15 protein-coding genes are annotated in these 16,569 nt (G+C 44.2%); 14 read left to right on the top strand and 1 reads right to left on the bottom strand.

The window, feature by feature from the left end; genetic code table 11:
* Nucleotides 1–259 precede the first annotated feature (259 nt).
* The 4 genes from NSQ91_RS19240 to NSQ91_RS19225 all read left to right on the top strand — a co-directional run bounded on the left by NSQ91_RS19240 (nucleotide 260) and on the right by NSQ91_RS19225 (nucleotide 5,858).
* The gene (locus tag NSQ91_RS19240) at nucleotides 260–1,939 is read left to right on the top strand and encodes a ribonuclease J (RefSeq protein WP_076127859.1); all 1,680 of its coding nucleotides are present in this window, start codon (nucleotides 260–262) and stop codon (nucleotides 1,937–1,939) included.
* A 203-nt stretch (nucleotides 1,940–2,142) separates the two neighbouring features.
* Nucleotides 2,143–2,910: a ClpP family protease gene (locus NSQ91_RS19235; RefSeq protein WP_076136428.1), complete on the top strand. Its 768-nt coding sequence runs from the start codon at nucleotides 2,143–2,145 to the stop codon at nucleotides 2,908–2,910.
* Nucleotides 2,907–3,119 (top strand): YlzJ-like family protein, encoded by a 213-nt coding sequence (locus NSQ91_RS19230; protein WP_076127863.1) that lies wholly within the window; start codon nucleotides 2,907–2,909, stop codon nucleotides 3,117–3,119. Before NSQ91_RS19235 ends, NSQ91_RS19230 begins: the two co-directional genes overlap by 4 nt.
* 78 nt (nucleotides 3,120–3,197) lie before the next feature.
* Nucleotides 3,198–5,858 (top strand): FtsK/SpoIIIE family DNA translocase, encoded by a 2,661-nt coding sequence (locus NSQ91_RS19225; protein ID WP_076179908.1) that lies wholly within the window; start codon nucleotides 3,198–3,200, stop codon nucleotides 5,856–5,858.
* 89 nt (nucleotides 5,859–5,947) lie between these two features.
* On the opposite strand, the gene NSQ91_RS19220 is transcribed toward NSQ91_RS19225, so the two are convergent.
* Nucleotides 5,948–7,912 (bottom strand): AraC family transcriptional regulator, encoded by a 1,965-nt coding sequence (locus NSQ91_RS19220; protein ID WP_076304470.1) that lies wholly within the window; start codon nucleotides 7,910–7,912, stop codon nucleotides 5,948–5,950.
* Nucleotides 7,913–8,084: 172 nt separating this feature from the next.
* Here NSQ91_RS19220 and sleB point away from each other — a divergent pair, with 172 nt between their 5' ends.
* From sleB to pgsA, 10 genes are all read left to right on the top strand, one after another.
* On the top strand, nucleotides 8,085–8,951 hold the full coding sequence (gene sleB / locus NSQ91_RS19215) for a spore cortex-lytic enzyme (RefSeq protein WP_076127869.1): 867 nt from the start codon (nucleotides 8,085–8,087) through the stop codon (nucleotides 8,949–8,951).
* A gap of 176 nt (nucleotides 8,952–9,127) precedes the next feature.
* On the top strand, nucleotides 9,128–10,366 hold the full coding sequence (yfmF, locus tag NSQ91_RS19210; protein WP_254848801.1) for an EF-P 5-aminopentanol modification-associated protein YfmF: 1,239 nt from the start codon (nucleotides 9,128–9,130) through the stop codon (nucleotides 10,364–10,366).
* Nucleotides 10,367–10,368: 2 nt separating this feature from the next.
* Nucleotides 10,369–11,649 carry an EF-P 5-aminopentanol modification-associated protein YfmH gene (gene yfmH / locus NSQ91_RS19205; RefSeq protein ID WP_340919426.1) on the top strand — a complete coding sequence of 427 codons (1,281 nt, stop codon included), beginning with the start codon at nucleotides 10,369–10,371 and terminating at the stop codon, nucleotides 11,647–11,649.
* Nucleotides 11,650–12,417 (top strand): elongation factor P 5-aminopentanone reductase, encoded by a 768-nt coding sequence (gene ymfI / locus NSQ91_RS19200; RefSeq protein WP_036688412.1) that lies wholly within the window; start codon nucleotides 11,650–11,652, stop codon nucleotides 12,415–12,417.
* Nucleotides 12,418–12,554: 137 nt separating this feature from the next.
* Nucleotides 12,555–12,818, top strand: a complete 264-nt coding sequence (locus tag NSQ91_RS19195; RefSeq protein ID WP_036688409.1) for a DUF3243 domain-containing protein — start codon at nucleotides 12,555–12,557, stop codon at nucleotides 12,816–12,818.
* Nucleotides 12,819–12,995: 177 nt separating this feature from the next.
* Nucleotides 12,996–13,763 (top strand): DUF3388 domain-containing protein, encoded by a 768-nt coding sequence (locus tag NSQ91_RS19190; protein ID WP_036688406.1) that lies wholly within the window; start codon nucleotides 12,996–12,998, stop codon nucleotides 13,761–13,763.
* 93 nt (nucleotides 13,764–13,856) lie between these two features.
* Nucleotides 13,857–14,783: a helix-turn-helix domain-containing protein gene (locus NSQ91_RS19185; protein WP_076127875.1), complete on the top strand. Its 927-nt coding sequence runs from the start codon at nucleotides 13,857–13,859 to the stop codon at nucleotides 14,781–14,783.
* 79 nt (nucleotides 14,784–14,862) lie between these two features.
* Nucleotides 14,863–15,024, top strand: a complete 162-nt coding sequence (locus NSQ91_RS19180; protein ID WP_169744781.1) for a hypothetical protein — start codon at nucleotides 14,863–14,865, stop codon at nucleotides 15,022–15,024.
* A 210-nt stretch (nucleotides 15,025–15,234) separates the two neighbouring features.
* Complete coding sequence (locus tag NSQ91_RS19175; protein WP_076127877.1) at nucleotides 15,235–15,726, top strand: YajQ family cyclic di-GMP-binding protein; 492 nt, start codon at nucleotides 15,235–15,237, stop codon at nucleotides 15,724–15,726.
* Nucleotides 15,727–15,881: 155 nt separating this feature from the next.
* Nucleotides 15,882–16,469, top strand: coding sequence for a CDP-diacylglycerol--glycerol-3-phosphate 3-phosphatidyltransferase (pgsA, locus tag NSQ91_RS19170; RefSeq protein WP_036688397.1), 588 nt, complete (start codon nucleotides 15,882–15,884; stop codon nucleotides 16,467–16,469).
* Nucleotides 16,470–16,569: the final 100 nt, after the last annotated feature.

Here is a 16,569-nt window from a genome sequence, read left to right as displayed (position 1 = left end):
TCTGTTTAAATAAATGACATGTCTTCGCGCGAGGGGCGCGACGGTGAATTTTGACGGCGTTTGTCCGCTTCAATATGAACTTTACTGCCCGGAATCGGGAGCTTTCGCATTGCGCATTTTACAGATTTCAGGAATTTCCTCGTCGATTGGAAGTTATTGGCTGTTTGAAAGAAATGTGTTCAGCGCCGCTGAAATAATCGAAGTTCGATATTTACCAATAAAAGTATGACGTCCAACATCATAGGAGGGTTAGATTCATTTGTCCAAAAAAAACAACAACGATAAATTGACGATTTTCGCATTGGGCGGAGTCGGAGAAATCGGGAAAAACATGTATGTTATTCAATACGGAGCTGACATTGTAGTCGTGGATTCGGGACTCAAGTTTCCGGAAGAGGATATGCTCGGTATTGACATCGTAATTCCTGATATCTCGTATTTGACAGAGAACCGTGACAAGGTAAGAGGTATTGTGCTTACTCACGGACACGAGGATCACATCGGTGGTCTACCTTATGTCCTGAAGAATTTGAATGTTCCAGTCTATGGAACAAGATTGACTTTAGGTCTTGTAGAGAACAAATTGAAGGAAGCGAACCTGCTGGGTGACACCAAACGGATTCTGATCAACGAAGATTCAGAAATTCAATTGGGGAACTCACTTAAGGTAACTTTCTTTAGAACCAACCACAGTATTCCTGATTCCGTGGGTGTATGCATTGAGACTCCGGAAGGAAATGTTGTTCATACGGGCGATTTCAAATTTGACCACACCCCAGTCAACGGTCAATTTGCAAATCTGCATCGGATGGCAGAGATTGGCCAAAAGGGCGTACTTGCTCTTTTGTCAGATAGTACGAATGCTGAGAAACCAGGCTTTACCCCATCTGAGAAGAATGTCGGTATTGTGCTGGAAGATATTTTCCGCAAGGCTGAGCAACGTGTCGTTGTAGCAACTTTTGCTTCCAATGTGCACCGTATTCAACAAGTGGTTAATGCAGCAGAATCTACGGGTCGTAAGATTACGGTAATTGGCCGCAGTATGGTCAACGTTGTATCCATCGCTTCAGAGCTTGGATATTTGAACGTACCTGACGGAATGCTGATCGAACCGGAAGAAATGAATAGAATGGCAGCAAATCGTGTAGTTGTTCTTTGCACAGGCAGCCAAGGCGAGCCAATGTCTGCATTGACACGTATGGCACGTTCTAGTCATCGTAAAGTAGATATCCTGCCAGGCGATACCGTTATTATTGCGGCAACACCTGTGCCAGGTAATGAGAAGTATGTAGGCCGTACTATCGATGAATTGTTCCGTCTTGGTGCTAATGTGATTTACAGCGGTTCCAACTCCGGCGTTCACGTATCCGGTCACGGTAGTCAAGAAGAACTTAAGCTTATGCTTAACCTGATGAAACCGAAATTCTTCATTCCGATCCACGGTGAATACCGCATGCAGCGCAAACATGCTTTACTGGCAGAATCGGTTGGCGTAGAGCCACAGAACATTTTCATCACTGAAATCGGTGAAATTGTTGAAATCCAGGGCGGTGCCGCTCGTAAGGCTGGTAAAGTAACAGCTGGTAACGTATTGATTGACGGACTAGGTGTAGGCGATGTTGGTAACATTGTATTGCGTGACCGTAAGTTGCTGTCTCAAGATGGTATCTTGGTTGTCGTGGTTACACTTAGCAAGCAGAATGGTGCAATTGTTTCTGGACCTGACATCATTTCACGTGGTTTTGTTTATGTTCGGGAGTCCGAAGGGCTGCTCGACGAAGCTAACCGAATTGTATCCAGTACATTGCAACGCCTGATGAGTGAAAAAGTAAATGAGTGGGCTTCCCTTAAAACAAGCGTAAAAGATTCGCTGGGCCGTTTCTTATATGAACAAACGCGCCGCAGACCGATGATTTTGCCAATTATCATGGAAGTGTAAGGAGAGTTTCTCCTTCAATGAATATATAGCTAGGGCTGAGCCCCTTTTCCCCGGAAATATTGGACGGTTTCCACGGGAGAAGGGGTTTTTGTATGTTCATAAGCTGAAAATTGCATAATGCAGCACCCTGAAACGTCATACTAAGGATTGTTAGTAAGGCAACAGCAGACTAGAGCTGCATATAACAAGGGAGAGCTGCGAAGATGAACTACATCGAAGGATCAAATGGAGCAAAAAATGAGGAAGTTGTCCCAGGAGAAACTAATCCGAATCCTAATGAAAATATGCCGCCCACTACAATGGGAGCGATTAAGGAGCTAGGACAAACAGTAGTCCCAAGTGGAGAGCCTGATATTTTTTGCTTAACGATTATTGGTCAGATTGAAGGACATATTGTTATGCCTCCACAGAACAAAACAACAAAGTATGAGCATATCATTCCGCAGCTGGTGGCAGCTGAGCAGAATAAAAACATCAAAGGCCTGCTTATCATTTTAAATACGGTAGGTGGAGATGTAGAAGCGGGATTAGCAATTGCGGAAATGATTGCATCCCTCTCCAAACCAACGGTAACCGTAGTCATTGGAGGCGGGCACAGCATCGGGGTGCCGATTGCAGTTTCCTCCACTTATTCGATTATTGCTGAAAGTGCAACGATGACGATTCATCCGATCCGAATGAATGGTTTAGTGATCGGAGTGCCGCAAACTTTCGAGTATATGGAGAAAATGCAGGAACGTGTCGTTAAATTTGTGACTTCCCATTCGCGCATTTCTGAAGAACAGTTCCGTGATCTCATGTTTAAGACAGGTGAGCTCAATCGTGATATCGGGACGGCTGTGGGGGGCTTGGATGCCGTTAAATATGGTCTGATGGATGAGGTCGGCGGGATCGGAGCGGCACTTGCGCATCTTAACCGAATGATCGGCGGGGATTTCTCAGCATCGACTCCAGGAGGGATTACGCAATGACACTGTACACAGTAGTTGCAATGGAACAGGTGTGGGAGGGGGCATTTAACAATTATGCCGCAACCCGAGAAGTTAGTGTGCAGGGCATGCTGATGCAGGTTGAACCGATGGAGGAAGGACGTGCGCGGATTGTGAGATTATTGGATTGTCCGCTGAACCGTTATCTAGATCCGGCGTTCTCTCCAGGTTCGATAATTACATTAACATAAAGATTCATTTTCTGACAAAAGAGAACATAGGTACGCCACGCCATTATATGGTATAATGTTGTTCCGGGGGTGGCTGGCGTGGCTAAACGAAAAAAGAAGAAGAAAAAAGCGCTGCTCGGCAGCGTTTTAAAATATGAAATATATGGAATTTTATTAATAACTATTTCCGTCATTGCACTGTCTGGTGAAGCAGCCGTAGGGCGCTCACTTTCAAGTATGGCGGGTTACTTATTAGGGAGATTTTATTTTGTGTTGCCGCTTATCGGCATTTTTTATGGACTTATGGTGATGATCCATCGAAGATGGCCTTCCTCGTGGAACAGCAGGCATACTGGCGTGCTTCTGCTTCTATTGTCTATGTGCCTTATGAGCACAATATCTGCAATGGAGCAGAAGCTTGGCCCGTTGTCTTTGTTACATCCTGGCAATGTAATGACACAAATACATAATGATCTTTCGGGATCACTTTCACCTGGCTCGAACGAAAGCAATGTCTATATGCTGGGTAAGGATATAAGCGGAGGGTACATCGGCGGGTTGGAGTATGCAGCGCTGTTATGGCTTTTTGGTAGTCTGGGCGCTAAGCTGCTTATGATCGTCATGCTGGCGATCAGCTTTATGCTAATTACCAACTTGTCCTATGTGGAGATTTTTACGCTTTTGCGAGTGCGCTTGGTTAAGTTTGTGGAGGGGATTCGTCTCCATGCTGCAAACCGTCCGAAGGCGGTTCCCGTAGCGGCTAGACCTTCTAGAGCCGCTGCTCCAGCTAAGGCTCGGCAGGTGAAGCAGCCTGTCTATGATGACGAGGAGGAAGAAGACGAAGACGATCGGTATTTGCCTAATCGCAAACAACCTGTCCTTTTGAAAAAAATATCTGGCTGGTTCTCAGGCTCCACGCGTTCACAGGTGGAAGCAGATTCTGAGGATGACGATCAGGGTCCAATTGTGGCAAGTGCTTCAACCGGTCCGATTATTTCGGGATTAACTCCAGATAGTCATGTAATTCCATTAGACGATATCGATCATGATTTTGATGATGCGGATCTGGATATTGAACCTGTGACGCCTATTATTCGTGACTTCTTTGAACATATCCGTTCAGAAGGGTTAAACGAAGAAGACCGGGAAGAGTGGAGTGAATTCTCACCCGCAGCTCGTGGTGAAGCAGCTAAACCTGCTGTAGCCGGACCTAATGCCGTTAAGCAGCAGCCTACGGATGAGTCTGAGGAGAATGTAAGCATAGACTTGGAAGGCCTGCTAGGTGCTTCTCCAGATGGAGAGATTATTCCTGCTCCTCCAGCACCACCTCCACCGAAGCCATATAAGCTGCCATCGTTCCGTCTTCTAGCCAAACCTAACAATGGTGGCAAAGCTGGAGATCAGAATGATTATATGCAGACAGCCCGTAAGTTAGAAGCAACACTTGAAAGCTTTGGGGTACGGGCTAAGGTGCTGGAGGTAGTAAGAGGCCCAGCGGTTACGAGGTATGAGATACAACCGGATATTGGGGTTAAGGTTAGCCGTATTGTAAATCTGACGGATGACATTGCCCTTGCACTTGCAGCCAAAGATATTCGGATGGAAGCGCCGATTCCGGGTAAATCTGCAATTGGGATAGAAGTTCCGAACTCTGAGGTGTCTATTGTTACCATGCGCGAAGTTATGGAAACACAGATTTTTCAGGAGGCTGAATCCAGATTATCGATTGCTTTTGGCCGTGATATTTCCGGCCAGACCATTATTGGCAATCTGGCTAAGATGCCCCATTTATTGGTGGCCGGTGCAACAGGCTCCGGTAAATCTGTCTGCATCAACGGGATTATAACAAGCATCTTATACAAAGCTAAACCTGATGAAGTCAAATTCCTCATGGTCGATCCTAAGATGGTAGAGCTGAATGTGTATAACGGAATTCCCCATCTTCTGGCTCCGGTTGTCACAGATCCCAAGCGGGCAAGTCTTGCTTTGAAGAAGATTGTTGTGGAAATGGAGAAGCGTTACGAGCTATTCTCCAAATCGGGAACACGGAATATGGAAGGTTATAATAAGCTAATGGCTGAGAATCCAGCGGCAATTCTCCCGTATATCGTTGTTATTGTGGACGAGCTTGCGGATTTGATGATGGTTGCAGCCAATGATGTCGAGGATGCAATTTGCCGACTTGCACAAATGGCGCGGGCGGCTGGAATTCATTTAATTATCGCTACACAACGTCCTTCAGTAGATGTCATCACAGGTTTAATTAAAGCTAATATTCCATCCCGGATCGCTTTTGGCGTATCGTCCAATGTGGATTCACGTACCATTTTGGATATGCCCGGTGCAGAGAAGCTGTTAGGCCGAGGTGATATGTTGTTCTTGCCAATGGGCGCATCTAAACCTATTCGTGTACAGGGAGCTTTTATGAGCGACCAAGAAGTAGAGACTATTGTTCAATATGTCAGCAGTCAAGGTGAAGCCGAATACGATGAGTCCATCGTTCCTGAAGTGGATGATACAATCACAGAGGATCAGGAGCCGCAGGATGAATTATACGAGCAGGCCGTACAAATTGTGCTGGAGGCTAAACAGGCTTCAGTGTCTCTGCTACAGCGTCGTATGCGTGTCGGATATACCCGTGCAGCCCGGTTGATTGACTCTATGGAGGCTCGTGGAGTCATCGGTCCTTACGAGGGCAGCAAGCCGCGTGAGGTGCTGGTGTCACTTGAGCAATATCAGCATAACAAGATCAGCTCCTAAGCTGGACAAGCCCGTCGAAACCTTCAGTAGACAGTAAAAGAGATGGCCACTTTATGAAGTGGACCATCTCTTTTTTGTATCCTGAGTACTTATTTGACTCTTGGTGCAGCAAGCAAAGCTTCAACAATATAATCCAGTTGCACATTTAGAGAATAGATATCACTGTAATAACCTAATCCAAAATCAATTTCCATCAAACGGCCTTCTTTCACGGCAGGGATATTGTTCCAAATTGGGTTTTGGGTCAGATCAGCCATACCATCATAAGAGGAGCGGAAGATATAATCACCGCTGTATTTGCCAAGGACTTCAAAGGATACGGATTCGCCATCCGCACCAGTCGCCGTATCTATTTTCTGTTGAATGATTTCCGGCGCCTTCATGCCTAAATATTCATAAATGATTTGCGAACCACGTCCGAATTGTTTGCTTGCCACAACAGCCATACTGTTGTCTTTTCCACCTTCCATGATGGATATTGTGTGATCCAGAATACCAGCTTCTTGCAGCTTTTGTTTGCTGTCTTCAACTTTTTTATGGAAATCAGTAAATAATTCTTTTGCTTGATCTTCTTTGCCTACGACTTGTCCAATAAAGAACACCCGTTCTTCTGTTGACATTTTTTCATACGGAACTAACACTGTTGGTGCAATTTGGTGGAGGGCTTCATAAGTTTCCTCTGACGGCACGATGATAAGATCAGGATTTAGAGCAAGGATTGCTTCAGGGCTAGCCTCAAACCAGGTGCCAAGCTTTTGCACATCTTTTAGCTCATCTTCAAATGCAGCACCCTCGGATACATCGGATACACCTATAGGTTTAATGCCTAGAGCCAGTACATCACCGAGCAAATAAAGAACTACGACTCTTTGTGGACTAGTGGGAACGGCAATGTCTCCTTTAACTGTGGAAATTATCCGGGTTTGTGCTTCGACAGCAGCTTTGTCTGTATTTGCTCCTGTACTTGTTTCTGCTGAGGGGGTTGGTGTCCCATTGCTTGACGCATTTGAATTTGTGGTTCCCGTGGAACAAGCGCTTAACACTATGGTAAAGCATAATAACAGGGTGAGCAGTAAGGATGGTTTGGCATTTCTAAACATTGGTAATTCCCCTTCTCCGTTATATTGATAATGATTATCATAATCAATATAACGGAGAGGTTGTGTTCGGGCAATGTCAATTTGTGCACCTTGGGATGGCATATCACGCCAACTGGGTTGGGTGATCAATTTATTTTTGTATCGGACAGGGGAGGTTCCGTAATATTTTTTGAACATTTTCCCTAGATAATAGCCATCAGGATAACCTACTGCAATTGCGATGTCATGCAAGCTCGCCTCAGTGTTCAGGAGCAGTATTTTCGATTTTTCCATGCGGATGCTGATTAAGTACTGAGCAGGGCTAGTCTGCAGCCGTGTTCTGAATAATCTGGATAATGTTCTAGGGCTGCTGTTTACCGCTTTAGCTAATTTTTCAAGAGAGAAGGTTTCCTTATAATAAGTCTGCATATAGCGAATTGCTTGATCTAGCGGATCAGGTTGGATTAACTGTATTTCCAGCGTATGCAGCTGCCTAAGCATCTCATAAATCCATTGATAAAACAGTGTTTTAACATGCAGCCGATCCAAAAGACCTGTTTTGCCCCAATCAGTAAACATGTTCTCCATCTTATCAAATAAGGGCAGTGGACTAGTAGGCGTAAATCCATATTGGAGATTGAAGGGATTATTGTGTTCCATAATTGCTTTTAGATTGTTGCGTGAGGCGAGTGAAAGGTTTGCTTTATATAAAATTAAGTAATACTCCAGTAGTTCCTCCGTGCGTAAAAATTGAATGTTCATTCCTTTTCCACCATGAAGGATATGAAAGTTGCCGATCTCGTGCGGGACCTCGTCAATCAGTATTTCGGCCTTGCCGTTTATGATCAATAAGAATGCGCTTGAGGGCAGCTGATAATGTGAATTCAGATCACTTGATCGTTGAAAAGTATGGCGTATATCAATAATTTCTATTAATGCGTGGTTCCACAATAAAATGTGGTCCTTTAAATTCATGATTAATATCAACTCCAACGTTTTCTTATTTCGATTATAGTTGATAATTATTCTCAATTACAATGAAACGCTATTACTTCTTTTTTAGTAATGCATAGGATGTCCTGACAGTCGTCATAATAACTTTAGCCATCCATGCAGAACTCACAAAAGAAAGGTAGAGCGAACCCCTATGAAGAAACATAAGTTGTGGATCTTTGCTTCTTTAACCCTTGCACTTGCTGCCGCGCCGTTTGCAGGAATGCTGCTCCAGGGTAATGGCATACTACAGACCAAGCAAAGTGCTGCTGCGTCATTTGTCCATGAACTAAATCATCCTGAAGAAGAGGCCTTGCCTGCCTTCAGCACGACTCCGATTAAACTCGGTTCTTCTGGTCAGGATGTTTATGAGTTGCAAGGACGTTTAAAACATCTGGGCTTTTATGAAGGGAAAATAGACAGTCAGTTTGGTCCGAAAACGAAAAATTCAGTAACGTGGTTTCAATGGAAGTTTGGAATGAAGTCTGATGGCATCGTAGGCGCTAAGACTAAGCTGAAATTGTATAACGCAACTAAGAACTGGAAGCCAACAGAGTCGGCTTCAGCAACCGGAAATAATACAGCAAACAACAACACCGGTAACAAAACAAATACAACCAATAATTCGGATTCAGCGTCTCTGTCTTCAGGGAATACGATGGGATTATCAGAAAATGATCTCAAAATCATGGCTAATGCCGTCTATGGTGAGTCGAGAGGTGAACCTTTCGAAGGTCAAGTTGCTGTTGCTGCAGTAATCTTGAACCGGGTAAAATCTCCGAGCTTTCCAAATACGCCGTCTGGCGTTATTTTTCAGCCGGGGGCTTTTACAGCTGTAGCTGACGGGCAGATTTATTTGGAACCAAATGAGCAGGCACGAAAAGCAGTGCAGCAAGCGCTGAATGGCTGGGATCCTTCGGGTGGATGTTTGTATTATTTCAACCCTAAAACGGCGACCTCCAAATGGATTTGGACTCGTCCACAGGTCAAGACTATCGGCCAGCATATTTTCTGTATGTAGATAAGTAAAGAAGTAAATCCAGAGAGCAACCGGGAAGAGGCATCCGGTTGCTTCCTTACTTTGGAATGGTTTAGAATGGTTATTAATTCATAAACATGTTAATGAGCAACTATCCACGCGGTAAAGGAGTTTTGGACTTGACTAATAATGTATTTCAGCATGGCAACGTTGCAGGTATGCGTATTCACGTGATGCCTACCAAGGCGTTCAAGACCTACGCCATCTCACTTTATGCCGGCGTCCCACTTAATGAGGATACGGTAACCCCTACAGCACTTGCCCCATTTGTGCTCCGCAGAGGTACCGCTTCTTATCCAGAGACTACTCAATTCCGCGAGCGTTTGGAGGAGCTGTATGGCGCTGGATTTGGTTTTGATATTTATAAAAGAGGCGATTATCAGATTGTTCAGTTTCGCATGGACACCATTAATGACTCCTTCGTGCAGAGTCAGGAGAGCTTGCTTGAACAATCCTTTGCTTTCCTAGGAGAAGTCCTGACCCGTCCGTTGGTGGAGGATGGAAGCTTCCGTTCTTCCTATGTTGCAACAGAGCGTGAAACAGTGCGCAAGAAGCTGGAATCTATCGTAAATGATAAGATTCGTTATGCTGCGGAACGCTGTATCGAAGAAATGTGCCGTAACGAGCCCTATCGCCTTCATCCACTGGGTCAAAGAGCGGATTTGGATCGGATTACTCCAAAAAGTTTGTACGAATCCTATAACTCATGGCTGGATGGAGCTATTTTGGATCTCTATGTAGTGGGAGATACGACTACTGAGGAAGTTGAAAAGCTTGTGCAGCATCACTTCGGACGCATTCAGTCGGAGGTGGGCTTATATAGCTCCAAGTTTGTCCCAGTATCCGTCAGCGAGGTACGGACGGTAGAGGAGAAGCTGGATGTCAGTCAGGGCAAGTTGAACATGGGTCTGCGCACATCAATTACGTATAAGGACGATACATATGCGTCCGCACTTATGTACAACGGAATATTAGGAGGGTATCCACACTCCAAACTCTTCGTCAATGTACGGGAAAAGGCCAGTCTTGCATACTATGCTTCTTCACGCTATGACGGTCACAAGGGGATTGGAACGATACAATCAGGTATTGAAACTCAAAATTACAACAAAGCTGTTGAAATTATAGAGAAACAACTGGAAGAGATGAAAGCTGGCAATATCAGTGATCTGGAGTTAAGCCAGACCAAAGCCATGATCCGCAATCAGCTTTCCGAGATTCCGGATTCTGCTTTTGAGATGATCTCTTACGACTTCAACCGCCAGTTGTCAGGAAAAGAACGGACAGCGGATCAGCTGCTAGAAGAGGTGGAACAAATCGGTGCAGGGGAAGTAAAAGCTGCAGCGGAGACCTTTCAGCTGGATACGATTTATTTCTTGACAGGGAAGGAGGAATAGAGATGGAACAGATTCAATACGACAGACTTCAAGAGACCCTTTATCATGAGGTGATGGAGAATGGGCTTCAGGTTTATGTATTGCCAAAACCAACATTCAAAAAAACTTACGCCACATTTGCAACTAAATATGGTTCTGTAGATAACCATTTTCATGTCGCAGGTGGAGAAGAGACCACTGTTCCTGATGGTATAGCTCACTTTTTGGAGCACAAAATGTTTGAAGAGCCAGAAGGCGATATATTTGCCACTTTTGCCTCAAATGGAGCTTCAGCTAACGCCTTTACAAGTTTTGATCAGACGGTTTATCTTTTCTCGGCAACAGAGAACATAGAGACCAACCTTAGTACACTCGTTGATTTTGTGCAACGACCTTATTTTACGGATGAGAATGTAGAAAAGGAAAAAGGGATCATTGGTCAAGAAATCAATATGTATGCAGATAATCCAGACTGGCGCGTGTACTTTGGCCTTATTGAGGCGATGTATTCGAAACATCCGGTTCGGATTGATATTGCCGGAACTATAGAGTCGATTAGTACGATTACGAAAGAAACACTCTACACTTGTTACAACTCTTTTTATCATCCCAGCAATATGCTGTTGTTCGTAGTGGGTGGTGTGGATCCGGAGAAGGTATTCTCCTTGATTCGCAGCAATCAGCAGGGGAAATCTTATGGTAAACAAGGTGAGATTAAGCGTATTTTTGAAGAGGAGCCGGAACAAGTCGCTACGAAGCGCTTAGAAAGCAAACTCGCTGTTTCGATGCCTAAGATTATGTTTGGATTTAAGGAAAAAGTTGATGGTCTTACAGGTGAAGCTGCGCTTAAGCGTGATCTCGCCACTAAGCTTATGCTTGATTTGCTGGTTGGCAGCAGCACAGCGTTGTACCAAAAGCTCTATGATGAAGAACTGATCTCAGACAGCTTTGGCCATGAATTTAATAGTTCAGAACAATATGCTTTTTCAGCTATGGGTGGAGATACCAAGGACCCGGATTTGCTGCTAAAACGAATTAAAGAAGAAGTGGATCAGATCTTAAAGTCTGGCTTTGCTGAGAAGGACTTCGAGCGGGCACGGAAAAAGAAAATAGGCGGATATTTGCGCATGCTGAACTCCCCTGAAAGTATCGCACATGAATTTACACGTTACCAATTCCGTGGTGGTGACCTGTTTGAAGTTCTGCCTATTTACGAATCGATTACTTTAGCTGAAGTGAATGAGCGTTTACATGCCCATGTAAATTGGGAGCAGCTCGTTGTTTCACTAGTGGTGAGTCCTTAAATGGCGCTTTTGGGAGAGAGCAACAAACCATTAGGAGAAATGACAGTTCTGGTGACAGGGGGCAGCGGGGGAATCGGTGGCGCCATTGCAGAACGGTTTGCCTCTGTAGGCATGAATATTGTTATTCACTACAAGCACTCACATGAAGCTGCTAATGATGTCGCTCGGCGTTGTATGGCCCTTGGAGCAAAGGTAATGACTGTAAATGCGGATATGAAGGATCGCAGTCAGATTGTACGAATGGCGGAGAAGCTTGAAAGTAATGGAATGCAGCCGGATATTCTTGTCAACAATGCCGGTAAATCTCATTATGGGATGCTGGCTGATGTGAGTGAAGAGGAATGGGACGATATTATGGCCATTAACTTGAAAGGTACCTTTATGTGCAGCCAGATTTTTATGCCGTACATGGTATCCCAGCGTTATGGTCGAATCATCAACGTTTCTTCCGTGTGGGGAATATCGGGAGCCTCTTGCGAGGTCGCTTATTCAGCCAGTAAAGGCGGAGTAAATGCTTTTACTAAGGCGTTAGCTAAGGAACTAGCACCTTCTGGCGTAACTGTGAACGCGGTAGCTCCAGGAGCGGTTAATACGAATATGTTGTCTAACCTACAGGAGGATGAGGTCCGGATGCTGGAGGATGAGATTCCGGCGGGACGTTTGGCTACACCGAACGAGATCTCCTCACTGATTTACTTTTTAGCATTGCCTGAATCCGGGTATATTACTGGGCAGATCATTAGTCCTAACGGTGGCTGGATTACGTAATGCTTAACTTGGAGAAAAGCTCCAGCATAAGAATCTATCGTCTGAGACATATTATAAGTGTTGTTTTTTAATCTCTCGTAAGGCGGCTTACAGCCTGTATGCAGGTGTTTGACCGTAAACATGAAGGAGGATTTAAGATGACACAAGACGATAGCGTAATCAAAAATTTTGACACCTGGAAGAAATTCCTAGGTAAACGGGTTGTACAGGCGGAGAAACTTGGGATGAGTCAAGACACAATCTCAAAGCTGGCTTTTGAAATCGGGGAATTCCTTGATGAAAAAGTGGATCCAGCAAACACTCAAAACCGTGCGATCAAAGAGCTATGGGATGTCGGCAACGATGAAGAAAAGCAAACGATTGCTAAACTCATGGTCAAGTTGGCGAAAGACAACGCCTAAGCTTGCGGAAAAGCTCCCCCTGTGGGAGCTTTTCTGCAATTATTACAGGACTGACCTTGCCTTTCATTTTTATTTTATATATCATTAACATGACCCGTGTAAAAGACCGCTTTGCCGGGGCAGCTTTTTTTGCTGTATTGGCAAAGGGTAGGGAAAAGGAATCTATGAGGTGTACAAGTGGAATATAAACAGTGGTATATGGAATACAAGATTCACAAGAACAGACCCGGTCTGCTTGGTGATATCGCTTCAATGTTAGGGATGCTGGAAGTTAACATTCTGACGATTAATGGAGTTGAAGGAAAAACTCGCGGAATGTTGCTGGAGACCAATGATGATGAGAAAATTATGCTGATGGGCGAAATGCTCAAAAAAGTTGATAATATTACAGTTTCAGCTCTGCGGTCTCCAAGGCTCGTGGACAAGCTGGCTGTGCGCCATGGGCGATATATTGAACGGGATTCGGATGATCGGAAGACGTTTCGTTTCACCCGCGATGAGCTAGGTCTATTGGTTGATTTTCTCGGTGAACTGTTTAAAAAAGATGGGAATCAGGTTATAGGACTTCGTGGTATGCCCCGTGTAGGAAAGACGGAATCCATTATAGCTGGCAGTGTCTGTGCTATGAAACGCTGGACATTTGTCTCCTCCACATTATTGCGGCAGACGGTGCGCAGTCAATTGGCTGAAGATGAGATGAACCCACATAATGTATTTATAATTGATGGTATAGTTAGTACGATCCGCTCTAATGAGAAACATTATAATTTATTGCAAAATGTTATGAGCATGCCAAGCACAAAGGTTATTGAGCATCCAGATATTTTCGTACGCGAATCTGAGTATAGTTATGATGACTTTGATATTATTATTGAGCTGCGGAATAATCCAACGGAAGAAATCTTGTACGAGTCATTTACGACGAGCTACAGTGATGATTTATAGAACACAAACGATGAAGAATACACTTCCGAGCATGTTTTTTTATAAAGCTGGTTAAGGAAGTTTACATTCATAGAACTTACAGGAGGTGATGGTATGTCGGAACTGGGCCGGCAATTGAAAGAGGCACGTCTGCAAAAAGGGATGAGTCTTGACGATGTCCAGGAAGTAACAAAAATTCGCAAAAAGTATTTGGAAGCCATCGAGTCTGGAGACTACAAGGTGCTTCCAGGAAGTTTTTATGTGAGGGCGTTTATCAAAACGTATGCAGAAGCAGTAGGCATGAGTCCTGACGAACTGCTCGAGGAGCATGGGAACGTACCTGCACCACCCGCAGACACGACCATGGAGACGGTGATTCAAAAGCGCAGCCGTAGACCCGAAACCGAACGGAATGCAAAATGGCTGCCAACGGTGCTGATGTGGACATTCCCTATATTGATTATTGTGGTGATTTACATTTATGCTTCTAGTTTAAACAAAGCAGACCCGGATCAAGTTGATCAAACAAATATCACCAATAATGTGCAGGATCCTAATACAGCACAAACATCTCCACCCGCATCAGGAGGCGGTGTAGTAGCGCCTACTTCCTCGGCAGAAGCAACTACTGAGCCAACTACGGAGCCTACGCCAACACCGACACCAACGCCGTCTCCTCAATCGATCACAGTTACACCAGATGGGAAGTCAGGCAAAACAACGAAATTTAAGGTTACAGCTCCTGCCGGAAGCGAAGTTAAGGTTGAGATTGTTGCATCCGGAGTAAGCTGGCTTGAAGTTTACAAAGGCGAAAACTCTAAAGGTGAAAAACTCTCCTTCGGAAATACTGCAGCAGGAGAAACTATGAGCTTCGTTCTTGGTAGTGAGGGCATGTATATTAAGTCTGGGTATTCCCCAGCAACTGAAATTACCGTAAATGGTCAAGTAATCACGGATGAGAAGACGTCCTCACGTCTCCTGCTTAATCTTGACGACGGTTCTGGAAGTGAAGGTACCCAAAGTGACGGGACAGGCGAATAACAAATAGGATGTATAGACTTTGGCTTTAGGGAGAACATAAGACTGTTTTCAGTTTTAGCCAAAGTGAGGTGTACATCTTATGACAGTTAGCTGGATTGTAGCTGGCCTTGGGGTTGTTGTCAGTCTCATCGGATACTATTTGACACCAGGTGCTTGGGGATACGGAATTCTCGGATTCGGTATTGCACATATTGTGCTAGGAATTCTGGATATGTTTCGTAATCCGGTCCGAAGCAGATAGAAGCTGTAGAAATGAACGTCTCCAACGGCGTACTTCCGGTGGAGACGTGTTTCTACCCTTTGAACCAAACTCACTCGAAGGAAAAGCTCCACTTAGTGGGGCTGTTTTCTATGTCGGGTGAGCTACATAATGATTTATCCAAAATTAGACTTAATAGTACCATTCTCTTATAATAGTAGCAGACTAATTGTATAAAGGACGTGGAGTTTAATGAGTTCAGAATGTTCATTTGATATTGTATCCAAAATGGATATGCAGGAGTTAACGAATGCTATTCACCAAACAGAGAAAGAGATCGACAACCGCTTTGATTTTAAGAACAGCAAAAGCAGTCTGAAGCTGGAGAAAGACGCACTTATAATCGCCTCTGAAGACGAATATAAGCTCAACGCTGTTATTGATATTTTACAATCAAAGATGGTGAAAAGAGGCATTACCCTAAAAAATCTGGATTTCGGTAAAGTAGAACCGGCTTCCCTGGGATCTGTACGTCAACGTTTAGGGCTTAAGCAAGGCATTGATCAGGAGAATGCGAAAAAAATTAATATTCTGATCCGTGATTCAAAATTAAAGGTGAAGAGCCAAATCCAAGGGGATCAAATTCGTGTGACCGGTAAGAGCCGCGACGATTTGCAGCAGATTATTCAGATCTTGCGTAAAGCTGATTTGCCGCTGGATCTACAATTCATGAACATGAAATAGAATTTTGTGCCCCGCAGTGCTTATTAGCACTAACAACGCGGGGTGCTTTCTGTTTTTTTGACACCTATTTATTGCTATAATATACTTGCTTAAGTAGAAATGGATTAGCCTGATTTAGGCAATTTGTATGAACGATTTAGGGGAGGAAAACTTCAGTGAATTTGCCCAACCGCATCACGCTAGCTCGTATTTGCCTGATCCCGATTATGATGTTTTTTTTACTGGTGGATTTCAGTTTTTATCCAGAACCGATACATTGGGGCTCGTTTCAGCTATCTGTTAATCATTTGGTAGCAGCTGTAATCTTTTTGCTTGCGGCCAGCACGGATGGAATAGACGGCTACATTGCTAGGAAATATAATATGGTCACCAATCTCGGTAAACTCCTTGATCCACTTGCGGACAAACTGCTGGTATCTGCAGTTCTGATTTCACTTGTGGAGCTGGGCAGATGCGATTCATGGATTGCTATTGTAATCATCAGTCGTGAGTTTGCAGTCACCGGACTTCGCCAGATTGCATTGCTAGAGGGAAAAGTGGTTGCCGCCAGCAAATGGGGCAAGATAAAGACGGTTGTACAAATTGTTGCGATCTCACTGCTGTTGTTGAATAATTTCCCATTTCAATTTGTCAGTATTCCTGTAGACGATATTGCTATTTGGGCCGCAGCGCTGATCACTATTTATTCTGGAATTGATTATTTTGTGAAGAATAAGGATCTGCTACAGCTGCATAATGCGTAAGCATGTAAGCTGGATATACAAGGAAAGGTAATAGGTGAAGCACCTATTACCTTTTTTGAAATCCAAAAGCAGTGTACCTACATTATAACGAGGAGGCGAA

It is taken from the genome of Paenibacillus sp. FSL R7-0048 (genome assembly GCF_038004505.1).
In the GTDB taxonomy this organism is placed as follows: domain Bacteria; phylum Bacillota; class Bacilli; order Paenibacillales; family Paenibacillaceae; genus Paenibacillus_AQ; species Paenibacillus_AQ odorifer.
This window is presented reverse-complemented; position numbering and strand designations above follow the sequence as displayed.